Source organism: Microbacterium sp. TW_SC_2 (assembly GCF_055361165.1).
This window is the reverse complement of the sequence record NZ_CM143952.1, coordinates 1043095-1064851: the sequence shown is the minus strand read 5'-3', so window position 1 is coordinate 1064851 and position 21757 is coordinate 1043095. Positions and strand designations below refer to the sequence as shown.

Here is a 21757-nt window from a genome sequence, read left to right as displayed (position 1 = left end):
CTCGGTTCCGAGCGCGCCCTCCCCTCACATCTGCTCGGGAGGGACCCGGTCCTGCATCGGCGGGGCGTCGAGCAGGGGGACCGCGGCCGTCAGGGTCGCCACGGCATCCGCACCCGCGGAATCCTCCGGGGCGCGGTCGGCCCGGCGGCCCGCGAACGCCGCTCGCACCCCGCCCGTCACCTGCTCCTCGACGACCGTCTCCGCCGTGAGCACCCGAGACGCGGCGACCTGCTGCGCCGCGAGCTCGGCGTACAGCCCCCCGCGCGCGAGCAGTTCGGCGTGCGTGCCCGACTCCACGATCCGTCCGGCCTCCAGCACATGGATGACATCGGCGCCCATCACGGTCGAGAGGCGGTGCGCGATCGAGAGGGTCGTCCGTCCGCGGGCGGCTTCGTCCAGCGCCTCCTGCACGACGCGTTCCGAGACCGTGTCGAGCGCCGAGGTCGCCTCGTCGAGCAGCAGCACCGGCGGGTCCTTCAGCAGGACGCGGGCGATCGCGATGCGCTGCTTCTCCCCGCCGGAGAGCCGATAGCCCCGCTCGCCGACGACCGTGTCGTAGCCGTTCTCGAAACCCGCGATGATGTGATGGATGTTGGCCGCCGTGCACGCCGCGATCAGTTCCTCCTCGGTCGCGCCCGGCTTGGCGTACAGGAGGTTCTCGCGGATCGTCGCGTGGAAGAGGTAGGTCTCCTGGGACACGATCCCCACGTCGTCGATGATCGACTCCTGCGTGAGCGTGCGCACGTCGGCACCGGCGAAGAGCACCGTCCCGCCGTGGGCCTCGTAGAGGCGTGGCGCGAGGTACAGCACCGTCGTCTTTCCCGCGCCCGAGGGGCCGACGAAAGCGACGTGCTGCCCCGGCTCGGCCGTGAAGGAGACCCCCTGCAGCGTGGGGCGGGCGTCGTCCGACGCGTCGGGATAGCGGAAGACGACGTCTGCGAACTCGATGCGTCCGCGCGGACCCGGAGCCTGGTCGACGCGGATCGCGTCCGGAGCATCCGAGATCTCGGGGACGAGGTCGAGGTACTCGAAGATGCGCGCGAAGAGCGCCGACGACGTCTGCAGGTCGAGCGACACGCGCATGAGTCCCATCAGCGGCATGAGGAGTCGGGCCTGCACGGTCGTGAACGCCACGACGGTTCCCGCGGTGATCGCCCCCGCCCCGCCCGCGATCAGGTACCCCGACACGAGATAGATCACGGCGGGGACGCTCGCCATGAGCACCTGCACGACCGCGAAGAAGCCCTGGCCGCTCATCGCCCGGCGCACCTGCAGCACGACCTGGTTGCGGTTCTCGGCCTGATAGCGGGCCGACTCGGTGCGCTGACGGTTGAACGCCTTCGACAGGAGCATCCCCGACACGCTCAGCGTCTCCTGCGTGATGGTCGTGAGCTCCGACAGCGACTCCTGCGTCTCCCCCGCGATACGCGCACGCAGCTGACCGACGCGGCGCTGCACCACGATCAGGAACGGCATCAGGAACACCGCGATCAGCGTGAGACGCCAGTCGATGAGGATCATGGCGACGAGCGAGGCGATCACGGTGACCGCATTGCCGAGGATGCTCGTGACGGTGTTGGTCAGGACACCGGAGACTCCGCCCACGTCGTTCTGCAGTCGGGACTGGATGACGCCCGTCTTGGTGCGGGTGAAGAAGCCGAGCTCCATGGCCTGCAGGTGCTCGAACAGGCGCACGCGCAGATCACCGGTCACGCTGTTGCCGACGGTCGAGGTCAGCCAGGTCTGGGCGACGCCCAGCACGGCGGAGAAGAGGAACAGTCCGATCATCGCGACCACGAGCCAGATCAGCAGCGTGATCTGCGGTCCGCCGCCGGCCACGGGGAAGAGCGCGTCGTCGAAGATGCGCTGGACGAGCAGTGGCGGGATCACGGCGACCGCCGCGCCGACCACGACCAGGACGCCGGTGAAGAAGATGCGCACCCGGTAGGCGCGGAAGAGCGCGATCACCCTGCTGCCGAGTCCGTTGATGTGCGGTGCCTCGGCGTTCTGCCGGCGCTGCGCCGCTTCGTCGACGCCGCGGAATCCCCCGCGTCCTCCGCCGCCCATCCCACCGCCCATGCTCATCTCGCCAGCGTAGTCATGCCCTCGGACGCCGGGGTCGCCGGGAGACGGCGGCTGAGAGAAACCGTGGAACCGGGAATGAAATGTCTGAGCGCCCGGTTACGCTGAGTGGTCCCCGCGCCCTCGCGCACCCTTCTCTTCTTCCCGTGCCCTGGAGGCCGTATGTCTGCCGTCGATACCGGCACGATCAAGACCCCCGCCACCGCCGACGGAACGATCTCCCGTTCCGACATGCGGGTGATCTGGCTCCTGCTGGTCGCCGCCTTCGTCGCGATCCTCAACGAGACCACGATGGGGATCGCGATCCCGCACCTGAACACCGACCTCGGCATCCCGCCCGAGCTCGGGCAGTGGCTCACCAGCGCCTTCATGCTGACGATGGCCGTGGTCATCCCGACGACCGGGTTCATCCTGCAGCGCTACACGACGCGTCAGGTGTTCATCGCCGCGATGATCGCCTTCACGGTCGGCACGCTGGTCTGCCTCGTCGCACCGGGTTTCGCCGTGCTCCTCGGCGGCCGCGTGATCCAGGCCGCCGGAACCGGCATCATGATGCCGCTGCTGATGACGACCATCATGAACGTCGTGCCGCCGCAGTCGCGCGGCCGCATGATGGGCCGCGTGGGTCTCGTGATCTCGCTCGCGCCCGCGATCGGACCGACCCTGGCCGGCGCCGTCCTGCAGTTCGCGAGCTGGCGGGCACTGTTCGCGATCATCCTCCCGATCGCCCTGATCGCCCTCGCGATGGGCGCCAAGTGGATGACGAACCTCGGCGAGACCCGCAAGGTCCCCCTCGACGTGCTCTCGATCCCGCTCGCCGCGCTGGGCTTCGGCGGCGTGGTCTTCGGGCTGAGCCAGTTCGGGGGTGAAGGCGGGTCCGGCGAGGCGGCCGGCATCACCGCTCTCGTCGTCGGCGCCGTCTCGCTCGGACTCTTCGTGTGGCGTCAGCTCCGACTCCAGCGCTCCGAGGAGGCACTGCTCGATCTGAGAGTGTTCCGCTCGGGCAACTTCACCCTCGCGGTGATCATCATGTCGATCCTGGCGCTGTCGATGTTCGGCACGCTCACGCTGCTGCCGCAGTACCTGCAGAACGTCGCGGGGCTCGAGCCGCTCGAGGCCGGTCTGATCCTTCTCCCCGGGTCGCTGCTCATGGGCCTGCTCGGGCCGGTCATGGGCCGGGTCTACGACGCGCGGGGCACGCGCCCGCTCCTGATCCCGGGCACGATCCTGGTGTCGTCCGCGCTGTTCTACTACTCCACGGTCGGCGAGAACACGGTGGCATGGGTCCTCGTGATCGTGCAGGCCGCCATGTCGGTCGGCCTCGCGATGTCGTTCACCCCGCTGTTCTCGGCGTCGCTGGGGTCGCTCCCCCGCCCGCTGTACTCCCACGGCTCCGCCGTGCTCAACACCCTTCAGCAGGTGGGTGGCGCGGCCGGAGTGGCGCTGTTGCTGGTGACCTACTCCTCGATCCTGCACGCGGGCGAGCAGGAGGGACTGTCGGCGGCCGTCGCCGGTGCGCCCGGCGCGCGGACGGCGTTCCTGATCGCGGCGATCATCTCGCTCGCGACCGTGGCGCTGAGTCCGTTCGTCCGCAAGCCCGCCGACGACGCCGGCGGAGAGTTCCACGGCGGCCACTGACCGTCGACGCGGCGCGGCGTCTGCTGCTTCCTACGGTGCCTGGGGCGCCGGAACGTGGCAGACGCCGCCGCTGCAATAGCCCGCGGCATCCTCGTCGAGAAGGTTCACGACGCCCGGCAGCGGCGGCAGCCCGATGGGCGCATGCTGCTCGGTGACGTCCTGCTCCGAATTTGTCATCCTTCGATGGTACGCCTCCCTCGGCCGGGTGGCTCCGGCTCCGGAGGTCGCGTCAGGATCGCTTACGGTTGAGGCATGCTCAGACGATCCCTCGCCCGCCTCTACTGGGCGTTCAGCCGCTGGACGCTGGTCGGACACGACGCCGTGCCGACGCGCCCGACGATCCTGATCGGCGCTCCGCACACGTCCAACTGGGACTTCGTGCTGATGCTCGCCATCTCGTGGCGCCTCGGGATCGATGTGCACTGGCTCGGCAAGAAGAGCCTGTTCCGCGGCTGGCGGGGGCCGCTCATGCGCCGCATCGGCGGCGTCGCGGTGGATCGCGCGGATCCCGGCCGTGTCGTCGCGGAGGTCGTGGGGCAGGTGCACGCGGGCGAGGTGTTCGGCCTCGTGATCACGCCCGACGGCACTCGCGGCGGGAACACCTATTGGAAGTCCGGCTTCTACCGGATCGCGCGCGAGACCGGGATGCCCCTGACCCTCGGTTTCGTCGACCGCACCACCATGACCTCCGGGCTGGGGCCGACCGTCGAGCTCACCGGCGACGTGTCCGCCGACATGGATCGGATCCGGGCGTTCTACGCCGACAAGGCCGGTCTGCGCCCCGAACGCCGCACCGAGCCGCGACTGCGCGAGGAGACCGAGGGGCGAACCGGCCTTGCCGAATGACGACTGCCGCCGTGTGACGAGCGCTCACCGCTGCGGCATCGCCGCAGCGCGGCTCGCTGCCCTCCCGGCTGGACACCGCCGATCCCTCGCACGAGACTGGCGTGATGAGCCCCGAGTCCCCTTCCGACGACACCGTCGGTGACGACGTCCGGGTGGACGGCCGCGATGAGACCCGCAACGAGCGCGCCGACCGCAACTGGGACGAGCTCATGCAGGAGTTGCGCGTGATGCAGACCGGAACGCAGATCCTGACCGGCTTCCTGCTCGCGGTCGCCTTCCAGCCGCGCTTCACCGAGACCGATGCGCTGCAGCGTCAGGGATACGTCGTGCTGGTCGCCCTGGCGTCACTCGCGACGATCCTCGCGCTGGCCCCGGTCGTGATGCACCGCACGCTCTTCGGGCGGCGGCGCAAGCCGGGCCTCGTCGACGTCGCAGCCCGCATCGTGAAGATCGACCTCGTGGTGATCGCCGCTCTCACGATCGGCGTCACGACGCTCATCATCGACTTCACCGTGAACCGCACCGCCGGCATCATCACGCTCATCGTCTCCGTGATCGGCGTGCTCCTGCTGTGGCTGGCGATTCCGCGAATGGTGCGCCGTCGCTTCCTCAGCGACGACGACACCGATCCTGGGGCCGACCGACCCCGGGGGAAGATCAGCGGCCGGCGGGGGTCCGGTTCTCGGCGCTGACCATCCACGCGAACTGCTCGAGCTTCTCGATCACCGCGTGCAGGATGTCGGCCGACGTGGGGTCTTCCTCATCGACGTCGTCATGCACACCGCGCATCGTGGCGACCGTGGCATCCAGACGCTCGGTGATCAGGTCGATGGTCTCGGAGGTCGAGACCTCCCCCGCGGGGAACTCGGGGAGCGTGGTCTTCGCGGCGATCGTGGCGCTGCGGCCGTCGGGAACCGCGTGCAGGGCCCGCATGCGCTCGGCGACCGTGTCGCTGAACTCCCGCGCCGCCTCGATGATCTCGTCGAGCTGACGGTGCGTGTCGCGGAAGTTCTGACCGACGACGTTCCAGTGCGCCTGCTTGCCCTGGAGAGCGAGTTCGAGCAGGTCGACCAGCACGATCTGCAGGTTCGCGGCGAGGTCCTTCGATGCGGTGAAACCGCGCTCGGCGTTCTGACGACGCGTGGTCTTCGATCCGCGTGCGGTGGTCGTGGAGGGGGTCTTCGTGTTCTCAGCCATACCGAGAGGGTAATGACCGGCCGGCCGGATTCCGAGGGGGTTGACAGCGTCACACGGACACCCGGAAGGTGGCACGGAAAGGAGAACGATGAGCACGGAGAACCACGACACCGAGACGAGTGTCGAGCCCTTGACCGATGCGGATGCCGGGGAGGTGCTGACCCTGCAGAGGGCGGCCTTCGTCTCGGAGGCGCAGATCTACGGCAGCACGGACATGCCGCCGCTGACGCAGACGCTGGAGCAGGTGACGGCCGAACTGCGCGAGGGCACTGCCCTGGGCGCGCGCACCGGCCACCGCCTCGTCGGGGCGATCCGGTACCGCATCGACGGCGATCTGTTGCTGATCGGCCGGATCGCGGTCGCGCCCGATCAGCAGGGCGAGGGCATCGGACGGCTGCTGCTCACCGCTGCCGAGGAACGGTCCGGGGCCTCGCAGGCGGAACTGTTCACCGGGAGTCTGAGCGAGGCGAACATCCGCCTGTACGAGCGCTGCGGGTATGCGGTGAGCGAGCGGATCCCCGACGGGGACGGCACCGAGCAGGTCTTCATGCGGAAGACCCTGCGCACCTAGGAGGTTCCTCCGAACCGGCGCGTCGGGGTTGAACTGCGTCCGCGTGTGGGGAATCGTAGCCCGGACGTGCCGCGACCGCGGCATGCCCCGAACGGAAGGAGAGCGCATGCTCACCCTCACCGACAACGCCACCGCCATCGTCACGACCCTCGTCAGCCGTCAGACCGATGCGCCGGATGCCGGGCTTCGCATCCACTCCGCTCCCGCCGCAGAGCCGGGCGGGAACGCGAGCCTCGCCGTGCTCGTCGCCGCCGATCCGGAGCCCCAGGACCAGGTCGTGGAGATCTCCGGCACCCGTCTGTTCCTGGACGAGGCCGCGGCCGTCGCGCTCGACGACAAGATCCTCGATGCCGGTGTCGACGAGGCGGGGTCCGTGTCGTTCGCCGTGCTCCCTGCCGCCTGAGCGCTCGCAGCGACAACAGGATTCCGGATGCCGCGGCCCCTCGGGGTCGCGGCATCCGTCGTGTCCGGCGGGGAGCTTCCCGACAGGGGCTCCCCACCGCGTACCCTGGAAGGCGCCGCGCAGTCCGCGCGTGCGTCGAAGGGTTTCCGTGAAGATCGCTCTGCTCCGCCGTTTCGTCGTCCTCGCCGAGGAACTCCATTTCCCCCGCGCGGCCGAGGCGCTCGGCATCCCCCTGGCCTCGCTGCACACCTCGATCGACAAGCTCGAGCAGGAGGTCGGGCATCCGATCATCCACCGCGAGAGCCCCACGCGCCTGACGCCGGTCGGCGAACTGCTGCTGGTCGAGGCGAGAGGGAAGATCGCTGCCGCCCCGGAACCGGTGAAGAACGCGCCCGCGCCCGCCGGGGGCAAGGCCAAGGCCTCGAAGGGCAAGGGCCGCGCGCCGATCGTGAAGGGCCAGCCGAAGCCGTACAAGAAGCGTCAAGGACGCTGACGGCTCAGCGCTCGACGACCTGACCCCGCTCGACGTGCCACCGGCGATCGATGCGCACCGTGTCGAGCATCCGGCGATCGTGGGTGACGAGCAGCAGGGTTCCCTCGTAGGACTCCAGGGCCTGCTCGAGCTGCTCGATGGCCGGGAGGTCGAGGTGGTTGGTCGGCTCGTCCAGCACGAGCAGATTCACGCCGCGCGCCTGCAGCAGCGCCAGGGCCGCCCGCGTGCGCTCTCCCGGAGACAGTCCGTCCACCGGGCGCGTGACGTGGTCCGCCCGCAGCCCGAACTTCGCCAGCAGCGTGCGCACCTCGCCGGATGCCATCTCCGGCACCAGTGCCTCGAACGCATCGGCGAGCGGAGCGGTACCGACCAGCAGTGATCGCGCCTGGTCGATCTCGCCGATGTCGACGCGGGACCCGAGGCTCGCCGAGCCCGCATCCGGGAGCTGCCGGCCGAGGAGTCCGCGCAGCAGCGTCGACTTGCCGGCCCCGTTCGGGCCGGTGATGCCGATGCGGTCACCCGCGTCGACCTGCAGCGACACCGGGCCGAGCGTGAAATCACCCTGGCGGAACTCGGCCGCGCTCAGCGTCGACACCACCGAGCTCGACCGAGGCGCGGCGCCGATCGTGAACTCGAGCTGCCACTCCTTGCGCGGCTCCTCCACCTCGTCGAGCCGAGCGATGCGGCTCTCCATCTGGCGCACCTTCTGGGCCTGCTTCTCGCTCGACTCCATCGAGGCCTTGCGCTTGATCTTGTCGTTGTCTGGCGACTTCTTCATCGCGTTGCGCACGCCCTGACTCGACCACTCGCGCTGCGTGCGCGCCCGGGACTCGAGGTCGGACTTCTTGTCGGCGAACTCGTCGTACTTCTCGCGCTGCTGACGCCGCAGCGTCGCGCGTTCCTCCAGGTAGGCGTCATAACCGCCCCCGTACACACGGTTCGACCCCTGCGCGAGATCCAGCTCCACCACCCGCGTCACGGCTCGGGCAAGGAACTCGCGGTCGTGGCTCACGAGCACCACGCCGCCGCGGAGTCCGCGGACGAACGTCTCGAGCCGCTCGAGACCGTCGAGGTCGAGGTCATTGGTCGGCTCGTCCAGCAGCACGATGTCGAAGCGCGACAGCAGCAGGGCGGCCAGGCCGACGCGCGCCGCCTGCCCACCCGAGAGCGCCGTCATCAGCGCCTGGTCGGCAGGCCCCCCGTCGATGTCGAGGCCGAGGTCGGCGAGCACGGCGGGAAGACGCTCGTCGAGATCCGCCGCCCCGCTCGCGAGCCAGCGCTCGAGCGCGGCGGAGTACGCATCAGCGGGATCGACTCCGGCGGGCGCGAGCGAGGGATCGCCGAGCGCCTCCGCGGCCGCGTTCATGTCGGTCGTCGCCTGTGCGCAGCCGGTTCGCCGCCCGATGTACTCGGCGACCGTCTCGCCGGCCACGCGCTCGTGTTCCTGCGGCAGCCACCCTACGAAGGCATCCGAGGGGGCGAGCGAGATCGTCCCGCCCGCCGGCGCATCCTCGCCCGCGAGAAGACGCAGCAGGGTCGACTTGCCCGCACCGTTGACGCCCACCACACCGATCACGTCGCCGGGCGCGACCGTCAGGTCGAGTCCCTCGAACAGGATGCGGTGGCCGTATCCTCCGGCCAGCTTCTGGGCGACGAGAGTCGCGGTCATCGTGTCATCCTGTCTTCCCCCGCGTCGTGAATGCGACGCCGAGCGCGGTCAATCCTGTCGAGCGCGGTCAGTCCCAGTCGAGGTAGTCCTCGATCGCCCACGAGGTCGCCCCCATGTGCGTGAACGGGAACAGGTATCCGCCGCCGTCGACCGGCACGACGCTCACGCGGTCGGGGGCGGACGCCTGCAGGGCCGTTCCGTTGGCCGCGGGCGTGATGTGGTCGTCGGTTCCCTGCACCACGAGCACGGGCAGTCCCTCGGCGAGCGGAGCGGGCGCCTCCCACGCGGCGGTCTGCAGCTCCTCGACCTCGGCATCGCGGGCGTGCGCCGGGACCTCGACCGAGGCGTCGGGGCTCGGCTCCGCACCTTCGACGCCCAGCAGCAGCACGCCGTTGACGCGGTCGTGGTGATCGAGCGCGACGACCCGAGCGATCGATCCGCCGAACGCGTGGCCGCCGATCCACGCATCCCGCACGCCGAGGTGATCCATGACGTCGATGACGTCCTGCGCGAGGTCCTTCATCGACACCGACCCGGTGGCGTCGGAGACCGGGCGGCGGGAGCCGACCCGCACGACGCGGAAGTCCTCCTCCGAGACCGAGTGCGACAACAGCCCGAGGTAGTCGATGTTCAGGCCCTTCCCGGCGATCAGCACGAGCGCGGGTCCCTGGCCCTCTGCGGCGTACGGGATCGCGCGTCCATCGGGTTCGAAGATCTGGGTGTCGGCCATTCTCGGCGGTCTCCTCGCGGGGTGGGATGTCATCGGTGTCGAGGCGCGTCGCAGAGCGTCCAGAGATGAGGGGACGCCCGAACGGGCCGCATCCAGCGTATCTTCCCGGCTCGAGGAGCCGCACCTTAGACTCGTGCCGCCGCCGTGCGCGCGGACACGGAGAAGCAGGGAGCGGAAGTCGATGGCCGATGAGACCGTGGATTCGATCGCCGCCGACCTCTACAGCGGGCCTCCCGCGGAGTTCGTCTCGGCCCGCGAGGCCCGCGCGAAGGAGACGGCGGACTCGGCCCTGTCGGCGCAGATCAAGGCCCTGCGCAAGCCCTCGGTGGCGGCGTGGGTCGTGAACGTGTTCGCCCGCGAGCGCGCCGATCAGCTCGCCGAGGCGCTGCAGCTCGCCGCAGAGCTGCGCGAGGCGCAGGACGATCTCGATGCCGCGACGCTCTCGAGGCTCGGCCGGGAACGCCGCGCTCTCACCCGACGTCTCGCGCAGGGCGCGGCGGAACTGGCGACGGCTCGCGGCGAGCGGGTCACGCCCGCCACCCTCGATGCGGTGCAGCAGACGCTCTCCGCCGCGTTCTTCGACCCGGATGCCGCCGCGGCCGTCGCCTCGGGCCGGCTCGTCCGCGACCTCGAACCTTCCGGCACCGTCGATCTCGGGGCGGTCGTCGCGGGCGGAGCGCCGAAGGCGCGGAAGCCGCCCTCCGCGCCGGCCGACGAGGTCGGAGCCCGACGCCGGCGTCGCGAGGCAGAACGCGCGGTGCGAGAGGCGGAGAAGACCCGCGACCGGGCGGAACGCGCGCACGCCAGAGCCGAGAAGGCGCACGCGGATGCCGGACGCCGGGCGGCGGAGCTGACCGCGCGGATCGCGGAGCTCGAGGCCGAGCTCACGACGGCGAGGAGCGAGGCCGAACAGGCGGAGTCCGAGGCCCGGAGCGCCGAAGAGCGCGAGGCGGCGAGCGCCGAGGAGTTGCGCGCCGCGTCTCAGACGGTCGCCGAGGCACAGGCGGCGCGCGATCAGCTCGGCTGAGACCCGCTGTGGTCACCGAGGTCGGGTTTCGCGCGCAGGGCATCGGCGATCTCCTCCTCTGGCCGCGGCGCGATGGTCTCGTCGAGTTCGAGTTCCGGGACTGACGGCTCGTCCGGGGCGGGGATGTGCTCGTTGTGGTCAGACATGGCGAATCCTTCGATGGGCGACACGCACAGCGTACGCCGCTACAGGTGCCGTTCCAGCCCGACGTGAGCGGTCTGATATCCGAGTCGGGCATAGAAGGCGCGCGTCCGATCCCGTGTTTCGTCGGTGGTGACCTGCGCCAGTCGCGCCCCACGCGCGCGACCGAATTCGTGAGCCCACTCGAGCATCGCTGCACCCAGGCCCTGTGACCGTTCCTCCGCTGCGACTCGCAACCCCTCGATCTGCAGGCGGGTCGAACCACCGCGGGAGAGGCCCGGGATCACGGTCAGGTGCATGGTGGCGACGATATGGTCGGCCTTGTCACGGACGACCCCGAGGTAGTGGGAGCCGTCTCGCGCGACCGCGCTGAAGGCCGATTCATATCGCTCGAGCTCGACGCTCTCACTGTCCGCGCCGAACTGATCATCGAACAGCAGCGCTGCGATGGCCTCGATGTCATCGCGGCTCGCCCGTTCGACCCGGAAGGTCCGCCCTGCCGCCTGCAACCGCCCACGAACCGAGGATCGCGCGTCCGCCTGCAGCCTGGCGACCAGCAGGTCGAGCCATCCGCCCACGTTCGCGCGAGCCTCAGGGGTGTCGGGATAACGGCACCTCAGATGCAGACCCGATTCGTCGAGGATGAACCACAGCATGACGCCGTCGGTGTCTGTCGCCGCGCTGACGTAGTGGGCGTCGAGCCCGACGGAGTCGATCCGCACGGGCAGCCTGCGCAGGTCCAGCCACGAGATCGCGAACATCCCGGGACCCACCGGCATGCCGCCCCACGGAGCCAGGACATCGGCGAGCGGCCACGCTCCGAGTTGCACCGCCTCCTTCACCGCGGCCGCCGCCGCCTGAGGTTCGGCGAGGTCCGACTCGAGGACCGAGTTCGTGATGAACCACCCGACCGAGTCATGCCAGTTGTCCTCGAAGCGGCTGTGCACGGGGAAGACGGCCCTCAGCGCCGTGCTCGCCACCTCACGGGTCACCGCGGTCATCGCGACCACGGCGCGCGCGAGGGTCGAGACGCCGTCGTCACGAGCTTGTGCAGCAAATGCCGCGGCATCGTCGACATCGAACACATCCCGGACTTCCACGCGCTCGCGATGCGGTTCGGGCGCACCCAGTGACAGTGGGAACCGCGGCATCACGCCACCGCTGTCCTCGATGATGTCCTCCCAGCGCTGACGCACGCGATCCGGTGCGGCATCCCGATCCAGCAGTGCCTGCGTGTGCTCGACGAACGCCGGCGCCGGCATCGGAGCCGCGCCCGCCTTCCCCGCATCGAGAGCGGACAGCAGGTCGCGCGCGATCACCAGCATCGACCACATGTCGACGTGGGCGTGATCCGCTGCGATCACGACCGTGAGCGCCGCAGCAGTCTCCAAGACGCACAGCCGATGGGAGGGACGCCGGTAGGGCGAACAGGCCTCGTCGAGGACGTCCCGCAGCGCGTCATTGACAGCCTGACCAGGGCCCACCTCATGCTCGACCCAGCCTCCGGGGCCGATCTCGATCTCGTGAAGCACCGGATCGCCGTCCGCACCGGGCGCGAACGCCGATCTCAGCGTGCCGTGCCGGGCGACGACAGCCAGCCAGGCGTCGGCGATCGACTCACGAGGAGTCGGTGCGGGCAGCCGGAAAGAGAGCGCCATCCAGGATCCTGGTCGGTCGCCGGGCCCGACGTGGAGTCGCTGATCGAACGACACGGGGAGGCGACGACCGAGCGCAGACGCGCTCACGTCGTACCCCCAGAGCCGTCCGAACGGGAGGCGGAGGTGCGTGACGTTGGTCAGTCGCATGGGTAGCACCATATCGCCCAGATATCCTGGCGACGCGACACGACTGCCCGAGCGGTGTCGATGAGTCATTGACCGAGGAGCCTGATGCCCACTGTCGAGGTACCCGGGGCCGAGCTGGCCGTCGCCCTGAGCGACGAAGGCGGACACCCGGTCGTCCAGCTGCATGGACTCACGTCGAGCCGGGCCCGAGACCGGGTGCTCAATCTCGACCTCGGTCGAGGGCTCAGCGGGACCCGACTGCTGAGGTACGACGCGCGCGGCCACGGTCGCTCGACCGGGCGAAAGGTCCCCGATGACTATCGTTGGCAGAACCTCGCTGAGGATCTTCTGCGCGTGCTCGACCGGTCGTTCCCGGGCGAACCCGTCCACGGAGTGGGCCCCTCCATGGGCGCCGCGACGCTCTTGCACGCTGCGTCGATCGAGCCGGATCGCTTCACCGGGCTCACACTCATGGTGCCGCCCACGGCCTGGCGGACAAGAGAGGGTCAAGCCGCGGTCTACCGAGCAGCGGCTGCGCTCATCGAATCCGACGGTGTGGAGGCCTTCCTCTCAGCCACCCGCGGATCGACACCGCCTCCGGCCACCGTCGGTGCGCCGGAGACCTGGCCCGACGTGCCCGACGCGCTGTTGCCGTCGTTGCTGCGCGGCGCCGCGCTCAGCGACCTGCCCGCCCCTGCGGACATCGCACGAATCGATGTGCCGACGACGATCCTGGCGTGGGTGGACGATCCCGGCCACCCTCTGTCCACCGCGGAAGAACTCGCCGCGCTGCTCCCGCGTGCGACGGTGACGGTCGCCCGCACGCCGGGAGACGTCGAAGCCTGGCCAGAGGTCCTGAGTCGGGACGTCGACAGCCGGGAATGAACCGCCCGTTCGCGCCGGCTTCGCTCTAGTTGTTGAAGCGGAACTCCACGACGTCGCCGTCCTGCATCACGTAGTCCTTGCCCTCGAGGCGCGCCTTGCCCTTGGCTCGCGCCTCCACCACGGAGCCCGTCTCGACGAGGTCGTCGAACGAGACGATCTCCGCCTTGATGAACCCCTTCTCGAAGTCGGTGTGGATGACACCGGCCGCCTGCGGTGCCTTGGATCCCTGGGGGATCGTCCACGCGCGCGCCTCCTTCGGCCCGGCCGTCAGATAGGTCTGCAGACCGAGGGTGGCGAAGCCGATGCGCGCCAGCTGGTCGAGCCCCGACTCGTCCTGTCCCGTGGAGGCCAGCAGTTCGGCCGCATCCTCCGGGTCGAGGTCGATGAGCTCGGACTCGATCTTGGCGTCGAGGAAGATGGCCTTCGCGGGCGCGACGAGAGCGGCGAGCTCGGCCTTGCGCGCATCGTCGGTGAGCACGGCCTCGTCGACGTTGAAGACGAAGATGACGGGCTTGGCGGTCAGCAGACCGAGTTCGCGGATCGGAGTCAGGTCGATGCCGGCGACCGAGAGCAGCACGCCGCGCTCGAGAGCGTCCTTCGCCGCGACGGCGGTCTCGAGCACGATCGGCTCGATCTTCTTGCCGCGCACCTCCTTCTCGTACCGCGAGATCGCCTTCTCGACGGTCTCGAGATCGGCGAGCATGAGCTCCGCGTTGATCGTCTCCATGTCGGATGCCGGGTTCACCGCGCCGTCCACGTGCACGACGTCGTCATCGGCGAAGCCGCGGACGACCTGTGCGATGGCGTCCGCCTCGCGGATGTTGGCCAGGAACTTGTTGCCCAGCCCCTCGCCCTCGCTCGCCCCGCGGACGATGCCGGCGATGTCGACGAACGACACGGCGGCGGGCAGGATGCGCTCGCTCCCGAAGATCTCCGCGAGCGTCGCGAGCCGGGGGTCCGGCAGATTCACCACGCCGACGTTCGGCTCGATCGTGGCGAACGGATAGTTCGCTGCGAGCACGTCGTTCTTGGTGAGTGCGTTGAAGAGGGTGGACTTGCCGACGTTGGGCAGGCCGACGATGCCGATAGTGAGAGCCACGGGGTAGGAGTCTACCGGTCGCGGCCACCGCCCACGCGGGCCGAGCGTTCAGTCTCGGATGCTGCGGAACGCCCGCGTGACGTACGGCAGGTCGATCGTGCCGTCGTCGTCGAGACCGAGCTCGTCGAACAGCGCATCCATGTCGCGACGGATGCGCGCCCTCTCCGTCTCCGATGAGGTGATGACGTGGCTTCGCGAACTCGCCATGCTGTGCAGCTGCGCCCGGTTGATCGGACGCACCCACTCCCACGAGTCCTGCTCGAGCAGCCCGAACGGCGCAGACACCACCGGGTCGCCCGCGGCGAGCATCTCCTCCGCCGCACTCCCGTGCATGATCGCGGTGAGGCGGCGCACCCATTCCTGGCGCTCGTCGCGGATGTTCCAGATCAGCCCGAGCACTCCCCCGGACCGCACGACGCGGCCGATCTCGGTCGATGCGGCGAGCGGCTCGACCCAGTGCCACGCCTGGCCGAGCACGACGGCGTCGACGCTCGCGTCGGGAAGCGGCAACCGCTCCGCCTTACCCACGAACGTCGGGACGCCGGGCACACTGCCGCGGAGCATCCCGAGCATCGCGGGGTCCGGGTCGATCGCGACGATCTCCGCGCCCGGTGCCGCCGTCAGCGCGCGGGTGAGCTTGCCCGTTCCCGCTCCGACATCGGCGATGCGCCGCGAGCCCTCGGGCATCGCCTCGAGCATCCAGGCCACCGCGTCGAAGGGGTATTCCGGTCGCCCGGCCTCATAGTTCCCGGCTTGTGCCCCGAAGGACGTCGCCTGTTCCTCTGCCATGTCGCCAGCCTACGGCGAGTCCTCCGCGGAGGTCCCGATGCGCGGGAGAGAGTGGACGACGTGCCCCTGGACTTCACCGCGATCGACTTCGAGACGGCGAATTCCAGCCCCGCCTCGGCCTGCTCCGTCGGACTCGTCCGCGTCCGCGACGGCGAGGTCGTCGCGATGACCGGCTGGCTGATCCAGCCTCCCGCCGGCCACGACGAGTTCCAGGAGTGGAACGTGCGGATCCACGGCATCCGGGCAGCGGATGTGCGCGCGGCCGCGACGTGGTCGGAACAGTTCTCGCTCCTGTGCGAATTCGCCGGAGACGACGTGCTCGTCGCGCACAACGCCGGCTTCGACCTCAACGTCCTGCGCCGCGCGTCGGAGGCGACGGGCGGGGACTGCCCGCCGTACCGCTCGCTGTGCAGCCTGCAGGTCGCCCGCAAGACCTATCAGCTCGACTCCTACCGCCTCCCCGTCGCGGCGGCGGCCGCCGGCTTCGCGGACTTCTCGCATCACGACGCACTGGCCGACGCCCGCGCGTGCGCCGAGATCGTGATCGACGCCGCACGCCGCGTGGGTGCGGACGACGTCTTCTCCCTCGCCGAGGCGCTGGGGATCCGGGTCACGCCCGCCCCCGCGCGGGTGCCCGAGGCCGCCGTCGCCTGAGCTGTCCGCGCGCGTCCCGGCGATGTCCGACCCCTGGGGCACCATGAGGACATGGATGCGTCACTGATCGTTCTGCTCGTGCTCGCCGCACTCGCGGCGGGCGGCGCCCTGGGCTGGCTCGTCCAGTCGGGTCGCGGAGCTGCCGCCCTCGCCCGTGCGGAGGCCGAGTTGGCCGCGGCCCGAGACGATCGCGATCGCCAGTACGACCTGTATCGCGACGCCGTCGAGCATGCGCGCATCGAGCAGCGCGCGGAAGCCCAGCGCGTACAGCAGCAGAATGCGGTGCTCACGGCGCTCGCTCCGGTGCGCGAGAGCCTGCAGCAGATGCAGAGCAAGGTCGCCGCGATCGAGCAGGAGCGACAGGCGCAGTTCGGCACTCTCGAAGAGCAGCTGCGGCGCGCGCAGGAATCCGACGAGGCCTTGCGCGCCACGACCGAATCTCTCGCCGGCGCTCTGCGCTCCACCGCGACGCGGGGCGTGTGGGGCGAGACCCAGTTGCGCCGGGTCGTCGAGGCGGCGGGGCTCACGCGGCACGTCGACTTCGATCTGCAGGCGACGATCGCGTCCGACCGCGGTCAGGGGCGTCCCGACATGGTCATCCGCCTGGCCGGGGGCGCGTCGATCCCGGTCGACGCCAAGGTGCCGCTCGACGCCTACCTCGAGGCTTCCGCGCTCCCGGGGGGCGACGCGAACGAGGCCCGACGACGCGCTCTCATGCAGCGGCACGTCAAGGCGGTCAGGGCGCATGTCGATGCCCTGTCCAAGAAGGCGTACTGGTCAGGGCTCGACGCGAGTCCGGAGTTCGTGATCTGCTTCCTCCCGAGCGAGTCGCTGCTCGCCGCGGCGATCGACGAAGACCCCACCCTGCTCGACTACTCGTTCGGTCGGCGCGTGGCTCTCGCCTCCCCGGTCAATCTCTGGGCCGTGCTGAAGACGGTCGCCTACACGTGGACGCAGCAGGAGGTCTCGACGGAGGCCCGCGCTCTGCTCACGCTGGGGACGCAGCTCTACGACCGGCTGGGCACCCTGGCCGGGCACGCCGACGATCTGCGCCGTGCGCTGGAGCGCACGGTCGACAGCTACAACAAGTTCGCGGGTTCCCTCGAGAATCGCGTGCTGGTCACCGCTCGACAGTTCCCCGGCATCGATTCGTCGACGTTGGATGCGCACCCCCGCCCGATCACCGCCCCCGCGCGACGCTTCAGTGCCCCCGAACTGGTCCTCCCGGATCCCGCGCCCGAGACGGCGATCGATGACGCGGACGACGAGGCCGAGCTGCTGCGTGCAGACGTCGGCGAGGTGCGTGCGCGGCTGGACGCGGGCGCTGACGCACGGCCGGAATGACGGCGAAGGACACCGGCGTCCGATGACACGACGCCAGAGCGTCCCGGCAAGATCGACGCGAACGGGGTCAGGCGATGCCCGGGACCCCGCTCAGCAGGAGGATCACGAGACCGCTGGTGGCGACGAAGGCGCCGACCATCCACCAGGCGCTGAGTTCGTGGCCCTCATCACGGCGCACGCGGAACAGCACGTCTGCTCGACGGGCCGGATCCATCGGCACCGGAGACGGTGCGATGGCGACGGGGGGTACGACGGCACCGGCCTCGGCATCCGCGCTCACGCGCAGGATCCGTCCGGTGTTGGTGGTCACGATCTTCGTCGGTGCGGCCTTGGAGCCACTCGTCTGCTGCGTTGTCATCTGTTCGTCCTCCTCTGCCCGCGGTACCTGGGGGCCCCGCGACGGCGACAAACCCAGTCACAATTGTCACACGGTGTCGCGCGATGGAGGGGACCGCGACTGCCAGCCGGCATACCGGGTCCATAACGATGACCGTCCGCACGGTCCGCGAACGACCCGCCGATCTGCCCTCGCCGAGGCGGTGATGACGGCTGAGCGCGGGCGTTCAGGCGGGATCGAGCGTCAGAGCCACTTGGAGACGAGGTGCTCGGAGGCGATGCGTCGGAGCGTGCCGGACGCCCCACGGAGGACGACACTCTCGGTGTAGACGTATCCCCGCTCGCGCCGCACCCCGGCGACGAGCTGGCCGTCGGTCACGCCCGTGGCGACGAAGATCGTGTTGTTCCCCTGCACGAGGTCGTCGGCCTCGTAGACCTTGTCCATGTCGAGGCCGGCATCGATGCCGCGCTGGCGCTCGTCATCGTCGCGGGGCCACAGGCGCCCCTGGATGTGACCACCCAGCGCCTTGATGGCACAGGCGGTGACGATGCCCTCCGGGCTGCCGCCCACGCCCACGCACATGTCGGTGCGCGCATCGTGACGCGCCGCGTTGATGCCGCCGGCCACATCGCCGTCGCTCATCAGGCGAGTACCGGCACCCGCGTCACGGATCGCCTGGATCAACGGCTCGTGGCGCGGACGATTGAGCACGGAGACGACGATCTCGTCGACCGGCTTGTCGAGCGCGCCGGCGAGACGGCGGATGTTCTCGGCGATGGGAAGGCGGATGTCGACCACACCGACGCCCGCAGGGCCCGTCACGAGCTTGTCCATGTAGAACACGGTCGACGCATCCAGCATGGTCCCCCGGTCGGAGACCGCGATGACCGAGAGGGCGTTCTGTCGGCCTGCGGCCGTGAGCGAGGTGCCGTCGATCGGATCGACCGCGATGTCGCAGAGCGGCCCGCGCCCGGTGCCGACGATCTCACCGTTGAACAGCATGGGGGCGTTGTCCTTCTCGCCCTCGCCGATCACGACGCGGCCCTGGAAGTCGACGGTGCCCAGGAACGCCCGCATCGCGTCGACGGCGGCACCATCGGCCGCCTCCTTCGCTCCGCGGCCGATGAACGGCACCGCGCGGATGGCCGCGGCCTCCGTCGAGCGCACCAACTCCATCGCAAGGTTACGGTCGGGATGAAGAGGGCTCAGATCTGCTGTCAGACTCACCATGGGGCCAGCCTAGCCACGCGATCGCGGAAAATGACCGGGTTTCCCCGCTATCAGCGCGAAGGAATCGCTCTTCTTAACGAAATCGCACGAGAGGGCACTCCCGGGCCGCCACCCTCCTCCGTCATGCCCGTGCGCTCACCGATAGAGTGACTGCTGTCCCGGCTCACCTATACGCAGGAGTTCTCATGCCCGTCGCCACCCCGGATCAGTACGCCGAAATGCTCGACCGCGCGAAGGCCGGCGGCTTCGCGTACCCGGCATTCAACGTCTCGAGCTCGCAGACCATCAACTCCGTCCTCCAGGGACTGACCGAGGCCGGCTCCGACGGCATCATCCAGGTCACCACGGGTGGGGCGGACTACTTCGCCGGCCACACCGTCAAGGCCCGCGCCACCGGCGCCCTGGCCTTCGCCCGGTTCGCCACCGAGGTCGCCAAGAACTACCCCGTCACGGTCGCCCTGCACACGGACCACTGCCCGAAGGACGCTCTCGCCGGCTTCGTCGAGCCGCTGATCTCCGCCTCGGAGGAAGAGGTCAAGGCTGGCCGCAACCCGATCTTCCAGTCGCACATGTGGGACGGCTCCGCGGTTCCCCTCGCGGAGAACATCGAGATCGCGAAGGACCTCCTCCCCCGGATGAAGGCGATCAACGCGATCCTCGAGGTCGAGATCGGCGTCGTCGGCGGCGAGGAGGACGGTGTCGCGCACGAGGGCTCGAACGATGCGCTCTACACGACGTTCGCCGACGTGGACCAGGCGGTTCAGGCACTGGGCCTCGGCGAGCAGGGCCGCTACATCGCCGCCCTCACGTTCGGCAACGTGCACGGCGTGTACAAGCCGGGCGGTGTGAAGCTGCGCCCCGAGCTCCTGGGCGACATCCAGGCCGAGGTCGCGGCGAAGTACAACACGGGCGCCAAGCCCCTCGACCTCGTCTTCCACGGCGGCTCCGGCTCGACCGACGACGAGATCGCCCTGGCGGTCGCCAACGGCGTCATCAAGATGAACATCGACACCGACACGCAGTACGCCTACACGCGGGCGATCGCGGACTACATGTTCAAGAACTACGACGCCGTGCTGAAGGTCGACGGCGAGGTCGGCAACAAGAAGCAGTACGACCCGCGCGCCTGGGGCAAGATCGCGGAGACGGCGATGGCCGCTCGCGTTCTCGAGTCCACGCGTCAGCTCGGCTCCTACGGTCAGTCCCAGAGCTGACACACCACGACGCAGAGAGGGCGCCCGGCTGACCAGCCGGGCGCCCTCTCTGCTGTGCTCGGCGTCATCCGCCGGCCATCTGCTCCAGATACGCCACGAAGGCGGGGTCGTTGAACATCGGCACCGCGATACAGGCCGACACCACCCCGATGGTCACGACGGCACCGACCAGCGGCAGCCACCACGTGACCTTCCCCCGTCGGAGGCGACGGATGGAGAGAGCGGCGGTGAGCGCCCAGCCGAGGACGAGCAGCCCTGCCGCGATGGTGCCCCAGAGCCGCCCCTGAGCGAAGTTGGTGAACTCCCCCGCGATCCCGAGCATCTTCATCGTCTGGCTCATGACGGCGGGCAGGTCCAGGTACGACAACCCGGTCACGACCACGTTCACCAATCCGTAGGCCAGGAGTCCGATCGTGACGAAGCGGTCGACCCGGCGGGCAGGGGCCGGGGCGGCAGCGGAAGGCTCGACCGCCGGAGGCGGTGGGGCCGGCGCCGGGGAGGCGGCGATTTCGTCGAGGGGCGGGAGACCGGCGGCGCGGCGCTGCTCCTCCGGTGTCGCGAGTTCGCCGTACTGCGGGCGGTGATCGGTCATGTCGCCATGCTAACCGCACCTGCTCTGGGCGGTTCTCAGCCGGAGGCACCCGGAAAAAAGAATGGCGGCCCCGGAGAATTGGGGACTCCTCGGGGCCGCGGATTCGGTGCGCTGGGGACGCGCCTCCTCCAAGAGGGTCGCGGAAAGCTGGGGACGATCCGCGAACCAGTAGCGCCGTTTGCACAGACCGCCACAGTTCTGATCATAGGAAGGCGCCGCCTCCGGCACCAGACCGTCTTCTTCAGATAGTGAACTGGTCTCCGGGCGAGGTCTCGAGGTCGTCCGCACCCAACTGGAGCGACAGCCGCCGCGCCGCTCGCTGCAGCTTCCTGACCAGCGCGCGATCGACAACGGCCCGGTCCGACGGCAGGGAGATCGCGAGCGATGCCGTGACCTGAGGCGCGAGCACCGGCACGGCCACGCACGTGGCGCCGATCGCGTACTCCTCGTCATCGATCACCCACCCTGGCGCGTGCTCGAGCTGGGTGAGCAATGTCCGCCGGTCGCTGATCGTGCGCGGCGTGAGCTCTTCCAGGCGATGGCGCGAGAGGTAGTCCAGACGATCCTCCCCGGGAAGCTCGGCGAGGATCTGCTTGCCCAGCGCCGTCGCATGGGCACTCGACTGCAGACCGACCCAGAGCTCGACGCGCGGATTGTGCACGGCATCCACGATGTCGACCAGGTGCATCTCACCGTCGGCGAACCGCGAGAGATAGGCGGTCGCCCCGACCTCGTCGGTCACGTCACGCAGCGCCGAGCGCACCCGGGCCAGGAACACGCCCCGGGTATCGGTCTCGTCCCGGAACACCGGGAATCGGGTGCCGAGGACGAGTCCGTCCGGCTCCGCCGCCAGATAGCCCTCATGGATGAGGGTGCGCACGAGGTTGTAGGTGGTTCCCGGGGTGAGGCCCGTGATCGCGGCCAGCATCTTGACCGGGAGGGGCCGAGCGGAGTTGGCGACGATGTCGACGAGGCGGAGAGCGCGCTGCACCGACCCGATGAGGGTCGGCTCCGCCTCCGCGGGGCTCATCG

At 69.7% G+C, this 21757-nt stretch carries 24 protein-coding genes; 11 read left to right on the top strand and 13 right to left on the bottom strand.

What is annotated here, in order from left to right; genetic code table 11:
* Positions 1–24: 24 nt before the first annotated feature.
* Positions 25–2079 (bottom strand): ABC transporter ATP-binding protein, encoded by a 2055-nt coding sequence (locus ACWA14_RS04980; RefSeq protein WP_463797362.1) that lies wholly within the window; start codon positions 2077–2079, stop codon positions 25–27.
* A gap of 165 nt (positions 2080–2244) precedes the next feature.
* On the opposite strand from ACWA14_RS04980, the gene ACWA14_RS04975 reads away from it, so the two are divergent.
* Positions 2245–3720, top strand: a complete 1476-nt coding sequence (locus tag ACWA14_RS04975) for an MDR family MFS transporter (RefSeq protein WP_463796379.1) — start codon at positions 2245–2247, stop codon at positions 3718–3720.
* Positions 3721–3750: 30 nt separating this feature from the next.
* Here the strand turns inward: ACWA14_RS04975 and ACWA14_RS04970 are convergent, their stop codons facing one another.
* Positions 3751–3897: a hypothetical protein gene (locus ACWA14_RS04970; RefSeq protein ID WP_463796378.1), complete on the bottom strand. Its 147-nt coding sequence runs from the start codon at positions 3895–3897 to the stop codon at positions 3751–3753.
* Between the two features lie 75 nt (positions 3898–3972).
* Here ACWA14_RS04970 and ACWA14_RS04965 point away from each other — a divergent pair, with 75 nt between their 5' ends.
* Positions 3973–4566 (top strand): 1-acyl-sn-glycerol-3-phosphate acyltransferase, encoded by a 594-nt coding sequence (locus ACWA14_RS04965; protein WP_463796377.1) that lies wholly within the window; start codon positions 3973–3975, stop codon positions 4564–4566.
* 104 nt (positions 4567–4670) lie between these two features.
* On the top strand, positions 4671–5258 hold the full coding sequence (locus ACWA14_RS04960) for a DUF6328 family protein (RefSeq protein ID WP_463796376.1): 588 nt from the start codon (positions 4671–4673) through the stop codon (positions 5256–5258).
* Here the strand turns inward: ACWA14_RS04960 and ACWA14_RS04955 are convergent.
* Positions 5224–5763, bottom strand: coding sequence for a Dps family protein (locus ACWA14_RS04955; RefSeq protein ID WP_463796375.1), 540 nt, complete (start codon positions 5761–5763; stop codon positions 5224–5226). The two genes, ACWA14_RS04960 and ACWA14_RS04955, sit on opposite strands and share 35 nt — an antisense overlap.
* 88 nt (positions 5764–5851) lie before the next feature.
* Here ACWA14_RS04955 and ACWA14_RS04950 point away from each other — a divergent pair, with 88 nt between their 5' ends.
* From ACWA14_RS04950 to ACWA14_RS04940, 3 genes are all read left to right on the top strand, one after another.
* Positions 5852–6334: a GNAT family N-acetyltransferase gene (locus ACWA14_RS04950; protein ID WP_463796374.1), complete on the top strand. Its 483-nt coding sequence runs from the start codon at positions 5852–5854 to the stop codon at positions 6332–6334.
* Between the two features lie 106 nt (positions 6335–6440).
* Positions 6441–6737 carry a Fe-S cluster assembly protein HesB gene (locus ACWA14_RS04945; RefSeq protein ID WP_463796373.1) on the top strand — a complete coding sequence of 99 codons (297 nt, stop codon included), beginning with the start codon at positions 6441–6443 and terminating at the stop codon, positions 6735–6737.
* A 148-nt stretch (positions 6738–6885) separates the two neighbouring features.
* Positions 6886–7230, top strand: coding sequence for a LysR family transcriptional regulator (locus tag ACWA14_RS04940; RefSeq protein WP_463796372.1), 345 nt, complete (start codon positions 6886–6888; stop codon positions 7228–7230).
* Between the two features lie 4 nt (positions 7231–7234).
* On the opposite strand, the gene abc-f is transcribed toward ACWA14_RS04940, so the two are convergent.
* Together abc-f and ACWA14_RS04930 are read right to left on the bottom strand one after the other, a co-directional pair.
* Positions 7235–8899, bottom strand: a complete 1665-nt coding sequence (gene abc-f, locus ACWA14_RS04935) for a ribosomal protection-like ABC-F family protein (RefSeq protein WP_463796371.1) — start codon at positions 8897–8899, stop codon at positions 7235–7237.
* Between the two features lie 67 nt (positions 8900–8966).
* Entirely contained in the window at positions 8967–9629 is a 663-nt protein-coding gene (locus ACWA14_RS04930; protein WP_463796370.1) for an alpha/beta fold hydrolase, read from the bottom strand.
* Positions 9630–9810: 181 nt separating this feature from the next.
* On the opposite strand from ACWA14_RS04930, the gene ACWA14_RS04925 reads away from it, so the two are divergent.
* Positions 9811–10656: a transposase gene (locus ACWA14_RS04925; protein ID WP_463796369.1), complete on the top strand. Its 846-nt coding sequence runs from the start codon at positions 9811–9813 to the stop codon at positions 10654–10656.
* On the opposite strand, the gene ACWA14_RS04920 is transcribed toward ACWA14_RS04925, so the two are convergent.
* Entirely contained in the window at positions 10644–10802 is a 159-nt protein-coding gene (locus ACWA14_RS04920; RefSeq protein WP_463796368.1) for a hypothetical protein, read from the bottom strand. The two genes, ACWA14_RS04925 and ACWA14_RS04920, sit on opposite strands and share 13 nt — an antisense overlap.
* A gap of 39 nt (positions 10803–10841) precedes the next feature.
* On the bottom strand, positions 10842–12602 hold the full coding sequence (locus tag ACWA14_RS04915) for a GNAT family N-acetyltransferase (RefSeq protein ID WP_463796367.1): 1761 nt from the start codon (positions 12600–12602) through the stop codon (positions 10842–10844).
* Between the two features lie 84 nt (positions 12603–12686).
* Between ACWA14_RS04915 and ACWA14_RS04910 the strand changes: the two genes are divergently transcribed.
* On the top strand, positions 12687–13466 hold the full coding sequence (locus ACWA14_RS04910) for an alpha/beta fold hydrolase (protein ID WP_463796366.1): 780 nt from the start codon (positions 12687–12689) through the stop codon (positions 13464–13466).
* 25 nt (positions 13467–13491) lie between these two features.
* On the opposite strand, the gene ychF is transcribed toward ACWA14_RS04910, so the two are convergent.
* Both ychF and ACWA14_RS04900 read right to left on the bottom strand, forming a co-directional pair.
* Complete coding sequence (gene ychF, locus ACWA14_RS04905) at positions 13492–14565, bottom strand: redox-regulated ATPase YchF (protein ID WP_463796365.1); 1074 nt, start codon at positions 14563–14565, stop codon at positions 13492–13494.
* A gap of 48 nt (positions 14566–14613) precedes the next feature.
* The gene (locus tag ACWA14_RS04900; protein WP_463796364.1) at positions 14614–15354 is read right to left on the bottom strand and encodes a class I SAM-dependent methyltransferase; all 741 of its coding nucleotides are present in this window, start codon (positions 15352–15354) and stop codon (positions 14614–14616) included.
* A 60-nt stretch (positions 15355–15414) separates the two neighbouring features.
* On the opposite strand from ACWA14_RS04900, the gene ACWA14_RS04895 reads away from it, so the two are divergent.
* Together ACWA14_RS04895 and ACWA14_RS04890 are read left to right on the top strand one after the other, a co-directional pair.
* Entirely contained in the window at positions 15415–16008 is a 594-nt protein-coding gene (locus ACWA14_RS04895; RefSeq protein WP_463796363.1) for a 3'-5' exonuclease, read from the top strand.
* 51 nt (positions 16009–16059) lie between these two features.
* Positions 16060–17352: a DNA recombination protein RmuC gene (locus ACWA14_RS04890; protein ID WP_463796362.1), complete on the top strand. Its 1293-nt coding sequence runs from the start codon at positions 16060–16062 to the stop codon at positions 17350–17352.
* Between the two features lie 67 nt (positions 17353–17419).
* Here the strand turns inward: ACWA14_RS04890 and ACWA14_RS04885 are convergent, their stop codons facing one another.
* Both ACWA14_RS04885 and glpX read right to left on the bottom strand, forming a co-directional pair.
* A complete protein-coding gene (locus tag ACWA14_RS04885) occupies positions 17420–17710 on the bottom strand; it encodes a hypothetical protein (RefSeq protein WP_463796361.1) in 291 nt (96 codons plus the stop codon).
* A 222-nt stretch (positions 17711–17932) separates the two neighbouring features.
* Positions 17933–18919 (bottom strand): class II fructose-bisphosphatase, encoded by a 987-nt coding sequence (gene glpX / locus ACWA14_RS04880; protein ID WP_463796360.1) that lies wholly within the window; start codon positions 18917–18919, stop codon positions 17933–17935.
* Positions 18920–19104: 185 nt separating this feature from the next.
* On the opposite strand from glpX, the gene fbaA reads away from it, so the two are divergent.
* The gene (gene fbaA, locus ACWA14_RS04875) at positions 19105–20133 is read left to right on the top strand and encodes a class II fructose-bisphosphate aldolase (RefSeq protein ID WP_463796359.1); all 1029 of its coding nucleotides are present in this window, start codon (positions 19105–19107) and stop codon (positions 20131–20133) included.
* Positions 20134–20197: 64 nt separating this feature from the next.
* On the opposite strand, the gene ACWA14_RS04870 is transcribed toward fbaA, so the two are convergent.
* Together ACWA14_RS04870 and ACWA14_RS04865 are read right to left on the bottom strand one after the other, a co-directional pair.
* Positions 20198–20725 carry a DUF6264 family protein gene (locus tag ACWA14_RS04870; protein WP_463796358.1) on the bottom strand — a complete coding sequence of 176 codons (528 nt, stop codon included), beginning with the start codon at positions 20723–20725 and terminating at the stop codon, positions 20198–20200.
* Between the two features lie 241 nt (positions 20726–20966).
* Positions 20967–21755: an IclR family transcriptional regulator gene (locus ACWA14_RS04865; protein ID WP_463796357.1), complete on the bottom strand. Its 789-nt coding sequence runs from the start codon at positions 21753–21755 to the stop codon at positions 20967–20969.
* Positions 21756–21757: the final 2 nt, after the last annotated feature.

Excerpts from the sequence above, each read along its gene's own strand:
- ACWA14_RS04920 (WP_463796368.1), bottom strand. The coding sequence starts at position 10,802 with ATGTCTGACCACAACGAGCACATCCCCGCCCCGGACGAGCCGTCAGTC.
- ACWA14_RS04890 (WP_463796362.1), top strand. The coding sequence starts at position 16,060 with ATGGATGCGTCACTGATCGTTCTGCTCGTGCTCGCCGCACTCGCGGCG.
- abc-f (WP_463796371.1), bottom strand. The coding sequence starts at position 8,899 with ATGACCGCGACTCTCGTCGCCCAGAAGCTGGCCGGAGGATACGGCCAC.
- ACWA14_RS04885 (WP_463796361.1), bottom strand. The coding sequence starts at position 17,710 with ATGACAACGCAGCAGACGAGTGGCTCCAAGGCCGCACCGACGAAGATC.
- ACWA14_RS04980 (WP_463797362.1), bottom strand. The coding sequence starts at position 2,079 with ATGGGCGGTGGGATGGGCGGCGGAGGACGCGGGGGATTCCGCGGCGTC.
- glpX (WP_463796360.1), bottom strand. The coding sequence starts at position 18,919 with ATGGTGAGTCTGACAGCAGATCTGAGCCCTCTTCATCCCGACCGTAAC.
- ACWA14_RS04960 (WP_463796376.1), top strand. The coding sequence starts at position 4,671 with ATGAGCCCCGAGTCCCCTTCCGACGACACCGTCGGTGACGACGTCCGG.
- ACWA14_RS04955 (WP_463796375.1), bottom strand. The coding sequence starts at position 5,763 with ATGGCTGAGAACACGAAGACCCCCTCCACGACCACCGCACGCGGATCG.
- ACWA14_RS04865 (WP_463796357.1), bottom strand. The coding sequence starts at position 21,755 with ATGAGCCCCGCGGAGGCGGAGCCGACCCTCATCGGGTCGGTGCAGCGC.
- ACWA14_RS04970 (WP_463796378.1), bottom strand. The coding sequence starts at position 3,897 with ATGACAAATTCGGAGCAGGACGTCACCGAGCAGCATGCGCCCATCGGG.
- ACWA14_RS04925 (WP_463796369.1), top strand. The coding sequence starts at position 9,811 with ATGGCCGATGAGACCGTGGATTCGATCGCCGCCGACCTCTACAGCGGG.
- ACWA14_RS04930 (WP_463796370.1), bottom strand. The coding sequence starts at position 9,629 with ATGGCCGACACCCAGATCTTCGAACCCGATGGACGCGCGATCCCGTAC.
- ACWA14_RS04975 (WP_463796379.1), top strand. The coding sequence starts at position 2,245 with ATGTCTGCCGTCGATACCGGCACGATCAAGACCCCCGCCACCGCCGAC.
- fbaA (WP_463796359.1), top strand. The coding sequence starts at position 19,105 with ATGCCCGTCGCCACCCCGGATCAGTACGCCGAAATGCTCGACCGCGCG.
- ACWA14_RS04870 (WP_463796358.1), bottom strand. The coding sequence starts at position 20,725 with ATGACCGATCACCGCCCGCAGTACGGCGAACTCGCGACACCGGAGGAG.
- ACWA14_RS04945 (WP_463796373.1), top strand. The coding sequence starts at position 6,441 with ATGCTCACCCTCACCGACAACGCCACCGCCATCGTCACGACCCTCGTC.
- ACWA14_RS04915 (WP_463796367.1), bottom strand. The coding sequence starts at position 12,602 with ATGCGACTGACCAACGTCACGCACCTCCGCCTCCCGTTCGGACGGCTC.
- ACWA14_RS04950 (WP_463796374.1), top strand. The coding sequence starts at position 5,852 with ATGAGCACGGAGAACCACGACACCGAGACGAGTGTCGAGCCCTTGACC.
- ACWA14_RS04910 (WP_463796366.1), top strand. The coding sequence starts at position 12,687 with ATGCCCACTGTCGAGGTACCCGGGGCCGAGCTGGCCGTCGCCCTGAGC.
- ACWA14_RS04900 (WP_463796364.1), bottom strand. The coding sequence starts at position 15,354 with ATGGCAGAGGAACAGGCGACGTCCTTCGGGGCACAAGCCGGGAACTAT.
- ACWA14_RS04965 (WP_463796377.1), top strand. The coding sequence starts at position 3,973 with ATGCTCAGACGATCCCTCGCCCGCCTCTACTGGGCGTTCAGCCGCTGG.